Raw genomic sequence first — 10428 nt, 5'->3', positions numbered from 1 at the left:
TGTACCATCCATTGTAGCACGTGTGTAGCCCAGGTCATAAGGGGCATGATGATTTGACGTCATCCCCACCTTCCTCCGGTTTGTCACCGGCAGTCACCTTAGAGTGCCCAACTGAATGCTGGCAACTAAGATCAAGGGTTGCGCTCGTTGCGGGACTTAACCCAACATCTCACGACACGAGCTGACGACAACCATGCACCACCTGTCACCGCTGTCCCCGAAGGGAAAGATCTGTCTCCAGACCGGTCAGCGGGATGTCAAGACCTGGTAAGGTTCTTCGCGTTGCTTCGAATTAAACCACATGCTCCACCGCTTGTGCGGGCCCCCGTCAATTCCTTTGAGTTTCAGCCTTGCGGCCGTACTCCCCAGGCGGAGTGCTTAATGCGTTAGCTGCAGCACTGAAGGGCGGAAACCCTCCAACACTTAGCACTCATCGTTTACGGCGTGGACTACCAGGGTATCTAATCCTGTTCGCTCCCCACGCTTTCGCGCCTCAGCGTCAGTTACAGACCAGAGAGCCGCCTTCGCCACTGGTGTTCCTCCACATCTCTACGCATTTCACCGCTACACGTGGAATTCCGCTCTCCTCTTCTGCACTCAAGCCTCCCAGTTTCCAATGACCCTCCACGGTTGAGCCGTGGGCTTTCACATCAGACTTAAGAAGCCGCCTGCGCGCGCTTTACGCCCAATAATTCCGGACAACGCTTGCCACCTACGTATTACCGCGGCTGCTGGCACGTAGTTAGCCGTGGCTTTCTGGTCAGGTACCGTCAAGGTACCAACAGTTACTTTGGTACTTGTTCTTCCCTGACAACAGAGCTTTACGATCCGAAAACCTTCTTCACTCACGCGGCGTTGCTCCGTCAGACTTTCGTCCATTGCGGAAGATTCCCTACTGCTGCCTCCCGTAGGAGTCTGGGCCGTGTCTCAGTCCCAGTGTGGCCGATCACCCTCTCAGGTCGGCTACGCATCGTCGCCTTGGTGAGCCGTTACCTCACCAACTAGCTAATGCGCCGCGGGTCCATCTGTAAGTGACAGCTAAAAGCCGCCTTTCCATTCTTCTTCATGCGAAGAAAAAGAATATCCGGTATTAGCCCCGGTTTCCCGGAGTTATCCCAGTCTTACAGGCAGGTTACCCACGTGTTACTCACCCGTCCGCCGCTAACTTGAACAGAGCAAGCTCCGTCAAGTCCGCTCGACTTGCATGTATTAGGCACGCCGCCAGCGTTCGTCCTGAGCCAGGATCAAACTCTCCAAAAAGATGTTTGACTTGCTCATAATTTAAAAATAAGAATTAACTTACTGGCATGTATTTTGTTCAGTTTTCAAAGATCAATTTGTTTCGTTGTCGTCATCAGCGACATTTATATTATAATAACACTTTATAATGATAGTGTCAACAACTTTTTCGAAAATGTTTTTTCTCTACATCACTGTTTTTAGCAGCGAAAAATAATATATCACAAGATAAAATCTAAAGTCAATACTATTTTAATTGATTAAAGTTGAATGTATCACTGCAAAAGGTGCCCTGTGTACTTTCTCTTCCTTTCTCCTCACGCATTCTTTCTATAGTAATACACCCCTCACTAATCAATGCTTTCAATCCTATGTGCAGACTGTTAGATAAATAATATTTGTTCTAGGGGCAAGCACCGATTTTAGGATAGAGGAAAGCAGCAAGCTACAGCTCATTGAAGATAACACAAACGACTTATTAGGGGGCAGATCAGCAATTGTTTGAGAAACTTTCCTATTAAATGTACTTCAGTAACATTCAAACACTGCTTATAAAAAAGTGCCAGCTGCAAATTGATACAATCATTCACAGCTAGCAAATGTATATTTTATAAACCGCCAGGTGTTCTTGCACTTAAAGGAATTTTCTCATAGTCTTTAGGATTTAATTCACTGACTGAGCCATCAGCTACGCTATTAATAATTCCCATAAGACCTGTCTCGACTGTTTTTACAAGCTGTCCTCTCTTCTTTTGCCCAAAATTTTGTGTTTGACCGCTCACCTCAAACAGAACAGTTCCACTTCCATTTAATGCAAACGCTCCTAATGCAGTGCCAGGCAGGTCAATATTTTGATCATACAAGGAAATATTCGTAAAGACAGAATCCCCTTTTGCCTGCAAGGCATTGTAAGCCGCCACATTCAACTGGCGTGAAAAATCATATTTGAATTTATCAGCATAAGCAGCATATTTTTCACCGCCCGGACTGTTCGGGTTCGTTACAAACTTGCCTGATAGGGACATCGTTACCCTATCATCAGTCCCCTCTACATAAGGAAATCCCTGATGGTGAAGATCTACAAATACATCTACATTCCCAAACTGTGTCTTCAAGTCCTTATACACATCTCTTACAGTTTGCGCTTCAGGTGTAATATACCAGCCGTATTTATTGGATGCTCCTGGGAAATCCTCTGCTTCTGGAACGTAATTCAAGTCTGGGTTGAAATCACGATTGACATCAAATCCCGGTTTTTTATCATAATCCCAGCTTCCTGGAGAGGAATAATAGTTCCACGCGGGCTTGGCATTCGCAAGTTGCGGAAACTTAGCAACGACCTCTTCCCAGTTCATATCGTTTGCGCGGCGACTTAGCTCAGACCCATCCGCATTCATCATTGGAATAATAACAATTGTAAGTTCATCAAGAATTTTTTTCGCTTCTTTTGAATTGCTCGACCCAAGGGTCTGCAAAATATTTAGAAGCGCAACTGTTCCTGTTTTTTCGTTTCCGTGTATTTCACTCTGGATAAGCATCACCTTTTTACCATGGCCAACCGATACCTTATAAATCCCACGACCTTGGTTTGTATACCCAGCTGTCTCAACACTCACTTTTCCCTGGCTTGATTTTTGGATTTGTCCAAGCTTCTTGCCAAGCTCCTCATAGCTAATAAAGCCTTCAATTGATAAATTTTCCCCTTGCTGTGGACTTGGTCCAGGATCAGCTAATCCCATTGTCGGTATTGTAAGTAAAGATGCAGCTAAAGCGGTTGAACTTAGAACCTTGACAACCTTCTTCATTCTCAGTCCTCCTATCTTGAACCCTTATTTTTACTACATGTATGGAGATAATTCTATGCATGTTATCCCTTTCCTTCCTTCTTAGTGGAAAATGAATAGTTGAGACTAAAAAATAAAAGGAGGTACAGGTACTTATATTCAGAATTTTTAGAATTATATTTCTATACACTGTCTTCTGTACTACTTAAGGGTTCTTTAAAGCAACCAATACTCGAACTCCCACAGTCCCAGCAAATAGGATGCAGCGTAAAGAGAGTAATTGCTGTATGTCCCTCTCCGTCAAACCCAAATTTGCTGCGCCCTTTATTAACGGAAGACATTCTTCTAACTGTTTGTACTAAACATTCTTTTGCAAATGGCGGTCAAGTCGATCTCTATGCTATCACTAACAATAAGCCCATCAGCCTTAGGTCGGATTACTTTTCCCGCGACTCAATAGCGGAATTTACAATCTTGCTGGTCTTGCGTCCAATATTGCTTTTGCATGCACTGATACTTGAGTTATCTCCGAAGAGTTACTCCCAATCAACTAGTTATCTTAATCTTAAAAGGCTGATCCTCTATCTTGATGGATTCAGTCGGACAGCCGTCAAAGGCATCCTCTACCTCTTCTAGTAACTCTTCAGGAATTTCGGTAACTCCCTGATTACCATCTAAGATCACATAGGCTATGCCTTCCTCGTTGTAGTCATAAATATCTGGTGCAGCAGCTCCGCATGCTCCACAGGCGATACATGTATCTTGATCAACAAATGTATACTTTGGCACTCAACTACCTTCTTTCTTGATAAAAATCACAATGATAAAAGCTTCTAACACACAGTTTTCCTGCATTCACTTGGTAATTACAAACTTGAACTAGATAAATTCCTTCACAAGATTATTAAACATTTCATCGCCTAGCTGCAGGTCTTGGCTGGCCAGCGGTTCTTCTGCATAGCCATGCACAAGCTCTTGATAAGAAGCTCTTTCTTTATCCTGATAAATGATCCCTGTTACGAGACCGTTGTGTTGCATCAGCGTATTCATCGCTATCTCCCGATTGGAAGAATCATAGTCTTCAATCGCAGAAAGCTTCGTTAAGTTTTCTTTAAACCAATCATAGGTGTTAATTTTATTATAGGTCACACATGGGCTGAACACGTTAATAATAGAAAAGCCCTTATGGTTGATGCCCGCTTCAATGATGGCCGTTAAGTCCTTCAGGTCCGTAGAGAAGCTTTGAGCGACAAATGTAGCACCACTTGTCAGCGCCAGCTCCATGGGAGAGACCGTTCCTTCAATCGCTCCTTTCGGAGTGGACTTTGTTACAAATCCCTGAGCAGAGCGAGGAGAGGTTTGCCCCTTTGTTAACCCGTAAATCTGATTATCCATCACAATATAAGTCATATCAATATTGCGGCGCATCGCATGAATCGTATGCCCCATGCCGATGGCGAATCCATCGCCGTCTCCGCCAGAAGCAATCACCGTTAAGTCTTTATTGGCCATCTTCACTCCTTGAGCAATCGGCAGTGATCGCCCATGAATCCCATGAAGGCCGTATGATTTAATGTAGCCTGAAATACGTCCCGAACAGCCGATGCCGGAAATAACCGCGAGCTGATCCGGCGTCAAGCCGATATTGGCCGCCGCCCGCTGAATCGCCGCCTGGACAGAAAAGTCACCGCAGCCTGGACACCAGTTTGGTTTTACATCATTTCGAAAATCTTTAAACGTTGCCATTTGTAACCGCTCCTTGTAATGGGAAAAGTTCTTTGCTGCCATGGTAAATATGATGCGGCTGGAATGGATTGCCGTCATATTTTAGCAGGCTTTTCACTTTCTGAATGTGGCCTACATTCATTTTAATGATATTCGCCAATTGGCCAGTCGCATTATTTTCTACGACAAGCACGTTTTTCGCTGACTCGATCAGCGGCAAGATTTCTTCTGACGGGAACGGATGAATGAGTCTAATTTGAGCATGGTTGACTTTTGCCCCCTCCTGCTCTAACCGTTCCATCGCTTCTTCAATCGCCCCGCGAGTGGAATTAAATCCGATCAACAATAAATCAGCTTCTTCATGCTGAGCGTTTTTATAGACCGGTGTATCAAAGCGGATCTGCTCCAGCTTTCTCATCCGCTTGTCCATTTGAGCCTGGCGATTAGCCGCTCCTTCGGACGGCCTGCCGGTCTCATCATGCTCCACCCCTGTTACGTGGTGAATGCCATGCTTCATGCCAGGGATCACTCGAGGGGAAACTCCGTCCTCTGTCACTTCATAGCGTTTAAAGTAAGCTTTTCCATCCAGCTCCGGCAGCTCTTCTTGAACAAGTTTGCCTCGGCGGATTTCTACTCGGCTGTAGTCCAGCGGTTCGACGGTTTGTTTGCCAAGAGATAGCTGCAAGTCAGATAAAAGAATCACCGGACATTGATATTCTTCTGCGAGATTAAAGGCTTCCACCGTATCATAAAAGGCTTCTTCTGCCGTGCTTGGCGCCATCACGATTTTCGGGATTTCGCCATGGGTTCCGTAAATCATCGCCAGTAAGTCGGACTGTTCTTGTTTTGTTGGCAAGCCGGTAGATGGACCCCCTCGCTGAGTATCAACGACAACGAGCGGCGTTTCTGTCATCCCCGCCAGACCAATCGCTTCCATCATTAAAGAGAGGCCCGGTCCCGCAGAAGCGGTAAAGGAACGAATGCCGCCATAATTGGCACCGATCGCCATCGTGGCTGCCGCAATTTCATCTTCTGTTTGAATGACCGTTCCGCCGACCTTCGGCAGCTTGTCGATCAAGTATTCCATAATTTCAGAAGCTGGCGTAATCGGGTAAGCCGCCATCAAACGGACACCGCCCGTCAGGGCACCGAGTGCGATCGCATCATTGCCGATCATGAACATCCGCTGATGTCCATCTGCCGCTTCAAGCTGCATGGCTCCTACTTTGCTGCCAAGCTGGTCACACATATAATGATAGCCTTGTTGAATCGCTTCCATGTTCTTCTGGACAACGGCTTCTCCCTTGCGGCCAAAAATTTCTTCTACTACATTGGTAAACACGTGTACATCTAAATTAATAACAGCGCATGTGGCCCCTACAGCTACCATGTTCTTCATCAACGACGTACCCAGTTCAGCCGCGATTTCTGTGAAAGGAACGACATACAATTCTGCCTTTGCCTGATCTGGCTTCACTGGATTGAACTTAGCATCTGCGATGATGATTCCCTGATCGTGAAGCTCCCCATAGTTGACATCAATGGTTTCCTGGTCAAATGCCACTAAAATATCTAAATCATCCGCGACCGCACGGACAGGAGTCGTGCTCACACGAATTTTATTATTGGTATGGCCACCTTTAATTCGGGATGAAAAATGGCGGTACCCGTAGAGAAAGTACCCGAGACGGTTCAAAGCGGTAGAAAAGATTTCCCCGGTACTTTCAATCCCTTCCCCCTGTTGTCCCCCAACTTTCCAGGAAAGCTGATTTATCATTAGACACTACCTCCTTTACGATAATTCTCTATGAAACTATTGCTTATGCTGTAGGACCAATAGCCTTTATTTTTCAGAAAAAAGACAGGTGCCCATAAGCAGACAGCCTGTAAAAGAAATTGACTTTCTTAACTTAGGAATCAAACTTTTCAAGCAACTCTATAATCACTTTAAATGTTGAAGTTGTATCCATGTAAGCATACCTTCCCTTGCCATTCCAAAAGTTTCCGCTTTGGATAACAGGATACCCCATATCCTCCAGCAGCTTGATGTTTTTATCCATATCCTTTACAACAAACGAAATGTGATGAACGCCTTCCCCATATGTCTCTAAATGACTTTTCCATGTGCTTGGAGCCTCTCCTGGTTCAATCAACTCAATTTGCAACATCGGTGTATTAGTGAACATGTATCTAGAATCTGCTTCAGTAGGCTCCCCTTCATAAATAACCTGAGTCAACTCCCTTGGGCCTGATTGAATGATAGGTGGTTTTTCCACCCCAAGCAACTTACAGTATGCATCGGCTGCAGCGTCAAGATTTTTGACAACCAGAGCAAGTTGTTCAACTTTATTTGTCCCAAGCAAAGGATTAAAACACTCCGTAATTGGAGCAATGTCTCTAGGTTCCGTACTTTCAAGCATTTCTACAAGCGTCTTTAGATCACTTATCGTATCTACATATACATAACGACCGTCACTTGATGTAAATTCCCCGCTTTGCAGAAGTGAGTAGCCGTTTTTCTCTAACACGGGGAGCCTGTCTTTAATAGAGTCTACATCAAAGGCAATATGATGAATCCCCTCTCCTACAGTATCTAAAAATTCACGCATTGTTCCTGGTTCTTCGTTTGGCTCAATCAATTCAATTTGCACAGTTGGAGTATTCATAAAAACTAATTTGCTGCGTGAATTTGTTGGCTGGCCACGATAGACCACTTTGGAGATGCTCTGATCCCCTGTTAAAAACCATTCAGGCTTAGGGATGCCGAGAAGCTTAGCGAACGATTCGGAAGCTTTTTCAATGTCCTTTACTACAAAAGCGAGTTGATTCACTACATTATTTCCCATCAAGGGCTTTTTTTCAGTCAGCGGCTTAGACACTTGGACCACTTCCTTCAGTGTTTTTAAATTGGATCATCCGAGCCCGCGAACGGCTAACCCCCCATCACTGGAGATGACTTCACCGGTAATCGCACGTGATTCGTCAGATGCTAACAATACATATGCCGCTACGTGATCTTCTGGCATCTGGGCGATTTGAAGGGGATTACGTTTTTTAATGCTGCTTGCTTTTGTCTCATTATCTACGACTTTAACAAACGGGAGCAGTGGTGGAATAACTGAAAGTGCGGTCAGTGTTCCTCCCGGAGCTACCGCATTTACCCGGATGTGGGGTGCGAGTTCGAATGCAAGTTGGCGCATGAGTCCGATTTGAGCATGCTTGCTCGCTGTGTACCAAACACCGCCGCCATCAGGATAAAAACTTGCACCAGAAACAGAAAAAATAATATTTCCATTTGTTTTCTGCAGTTCTTCAAGCGCTGCTTTCGCGCCAAAAAAAGAACCCTTAACATTAATATCAAGAAGGAAATCATATGCCTCAGAAAGTGCATCAGGAGTCACATCGGCAAATTTAGCAAACCCATCGAATACACCAGCGTTCGCGATAAAAACATCCAACTTTCCAAATTGCTTAACAGTCGCTTGAACCGCTTGCTCGTTGTCCTCATACTTGCTTACATCCCCCTGATAAGTGAGGATACTTTCACCAAATTCTTCTTGCATTTTCGCTAACTTCTCTTCAGAACGGCCGATAATGCTCACTTTGGCTCCTTCTTGGATGAAACGCCGGGTGACAGCTTCTCCTATTCCTGACGCGCCACCTGTAATTAACACTACTTTATCTTTTAAGGCCATTATAGCGCCTCCCCTTTTGTTATCTTACTGTTATACAAAGATAGCGAGATTCCTTGTATTTATGGTTGTTTGATCTATAATGAACATCCGCTTGGACAGCTTCCACTCTCCATCTACGAAAGTAAATTCGTCCTGCCGTTCTCCTGAAATTAAATCGTGATGAATGTCTGTGCTGCGGCTTCGATAGATAAGCAAATAACTCGAAACCACCGCTTTTTCATTAGGAGTGTATTCTTCAAGGCGAACATTATTCACTAAACGCCGCGTGCGAGACGGTGGAATTTCAGCCCAGGCATAATCTGTTTTTAGACGATCTACACGAATTTTCAATAATTCAATATCATCATTAAAAGCAAACATATCCATTGAATAATCCGGCCGCTCAATGCCTTCTTTATTGACACGAACCGGCATTTGGTATAACAAATCAGGGTGCATCAAGTTAAACCAGCCGTCAAAATCAATGTCATCAAGCAATTTTGCTTCCCGATACAGCCATTGCTCAAATTCGTAGTTTGCTGCCATCCTTTCTAAATTCATTGCGTGTTCCCCCCATACTTACTTGATTGTCACTCAGAAAACGAGTCTCATAGTTTTAGTCACCTTAATTACTCATTAAATCCAGCCAGTAGCGATAAAAATTTCGTTGATTGGCCTCAGAAAATTTATCATCGTAAACAACTCCAGGCCCTGCAAACTCAGTAATCGGATCGCGATGCATACCCATTGTGTAATTATAAGTAAGCTCTTTCAACATCGGCATTGGCCCAGATGCAGCTGCGGTGATATCAGTAAAGACCTCTGTATCATCCTGTTCAAAGATCCCAGAAGGACTGAACGTGAGAACAAATGATTCTCTGGAACGTCTTTTCCAATCTTCGGGAGCATTTTTTTCAACTAAAAACCATGTAATGACTTCCATTTTGTCCACATCAATCGGGCGCCAAAGACGAACAGACGTGTTAGAGATCAGCTGTCCTTTCACTTTTGTATGAGAAATTAAAAACGAGAGGTTAGGGAAAATGTTACCGATCATATTTTTAAGGTTAGACATGATATCAAACTGTTCTTCAGACAAATTTGATTGATACTCTTCTTTTAGTTCTTCCGGAAAGGCAAAATCCGGATTTGGAGTACCTAAATTTAAGCCATGTCCATTTTCCGTATAAATTTGATAGCCTTTTCTTGAGTAGGTAGCAGTAGGTACCATCCCTAATTTAGCAATCGATCCGTGAGTAACCATTGTATGATAGGAATCACCAACGAAGTTATCTGCACCAATTTTCCAGTTAGAGTGCACGATAAACCTTTGTGGGGCCCCTAGTACCTCCATTTCTGCTCGGCCGACTAAAATATCAAGATACCATTTGAAGTCACCTAAAAATTCTGATAAAGATTCCGCTTCTTCATTCCAAGTACCAAATAAAAGACCTTTGTACGATTCAATCCGAATCTTGTTCAACCCCATTTTGGATTTATCGAGACGGCCTCCATAAATATCCTTTTGCAGCGGAGCACCAATCAGATCGCCATTGTTTTTGAAATTAAACCCATGATAAGGACAAGTAAATGAAGCTTTATTCCCTTTATCTGCCCGGCAAAGCTTCATGCCACGGTGAGTACACATGTTATAGAATCCTCTGATTGTGTCATCAGATCCTCTAGTAATGATCACTGAATATCCAGCTAGATCTCGTGTCATAAAATCATTTTTATTCGGTATCTCAGACTCGTGACCAATAAACAACCATGTTTTTAAAAATACTTGTTTATGCTCAAGCTCATAAACCGACGGATCCCCCAATACATAAACAGGAATGCTGCCTTCCTCGGGACGTACGGTCTCATTTAAATAATCAATCGTTTCTTGTTGAGTCATCTCTTCTAAACTCTTTTTTGTTTTGATCATCTGCAAATTCCCCCTCGTTTCTGAATTGATGCGGACTCATTTAGGCAGGAGAATTTACCAAAACATCTTTCGGGTT

At 44.0% G+C, this 10428-nt stretch carries 8 protein-coding genes and 1 rRNA gene (1 of these 9 only partly in view); all 9 read right to left on the bottom strand.

The genetic code is table 11. From position 1 onward, the window contains the following. A 16S ribosomal RNA gene (locus MKZ02_RS11280) occupies positions 1 to 1260 on the bottom strand (it extends 294 nt beyond the left edge of the window). Between the two features lie 587 nt (positions 1261 to 1847). Beyond that, on the bottom strand, positions 1848 to 3044 hold the full coding sequence (locus MKZ02_RS11275) for a M14 family zinc carboxypeptidase (protein ID WP_340853611.1): 1197 nt from the start codon (positions 3042 to 3044) through the stop codon (positions 1848 to 1850). A gap of 525 nt (positions 3045 to 3569) precedes the next feature. Beyond that, positions 3570 to 3812, bottom strand: a complete 243-nt coding sequence (locus tag MKZ02_RS11270) for a ferredoxin (RefSeq protein ID WP_340853609.1) — start codon at positions 3810 to 3812, stop codon at positions 3570 to 3572. A gap of 90 nt (positions 3813 to 3902) precedes the next feature. Beyond that, positions 3903 to 4769, bottom strand: a complete 867-nt coding sequence (locus MKZ02_RS11265) for a 2-oxoacid:ferredoxin oxidoreductase subunit beta (RefSeq protein WP_340853608.1) — start codon at positions 4767 to 4769, stop codon at positions 3903 to 3905. After that, positions 4756 to 6525: a 2-oxoacid:acceptor oxidoreductase subunit alpha gene (locus tag MKZ02_RS11260; RefSeq protein WP_340853607.1), complete on the bottom strand. Its 1770-nt coding sequence runs from the start codon at positions 6523 to 6525 to the stop codon at positions 4756 to 4758. Before MKZ02_RS11260 ends, MKZ02_RS11265 begins: the two co-directional genes overlap by 14 nt. Positions 6526 to 6658: 133 nt before the next feature. Next, on the bottom strand, positions 6659 to 7627 hold the full coding sequence (locus MKZ02_RS11255) for a VOC family protein (RefSeq protein ID WP_340853605.1): 969 nt from the start codon (positions 7625 to 7627) through the stop codon (positions 6659 to 6661). Between the two features lie 33 nt (positions 7628 to 7660). Continuing rightward, positions 7661 to 8443: an SDR family NAD(P)-dependent oxidoreductase gene (locus MKZ02_RS11250; RefSeq protein ID WP_340853603.1), complete on the bottom strand. Its 783-nt coding sequence runs from the start codon at positions 8441 to 8443 to the stop codon at positions 7661 to 7663. Positions 8444 to 8473: 30 nt separating this feature from the next. Further along, complete coding sequence (locus MKZ02_RS11245) at positions 8474 to 8983, bottom strand: aromatic-ring-hydroxylating dioxygenase subunit beta (protein ID WP_120032309.1); 510 nt, start codon at positions 8981 to 8983, stop codon at positions 8474 to 8476. Between the two features lie 64 nt (positions 8984 to 9047). Beyond that, positions 9048 to 10352, bottom strand: a complete 1305-nt coding sequence (locus MKZ02_RS11240; RefSeq protein WP_340853601.1) for an aromatic ring-hydroxylating oxygenase subunit alpha — start codon at positions 10350 to 10352, stop codon at positions 9048 to 9050. Between the last annotated feature and the right edge of the window lie 76 nt (positions 10353 to 10428).

This window comes from Pseudobacillus sp. FSL P4-0506, assembly GCF_038003025.1.
Lineage (GTDB): Bacteria > Bacillota > Bacilli > Bacillales > Domibacillaceae > Pseudobacillus.
The sequence above is the reverse complement of the archived record's forward strand: the minus strand, read 5'-3'. Positions and strand labels throughout refer to the sequence as shown.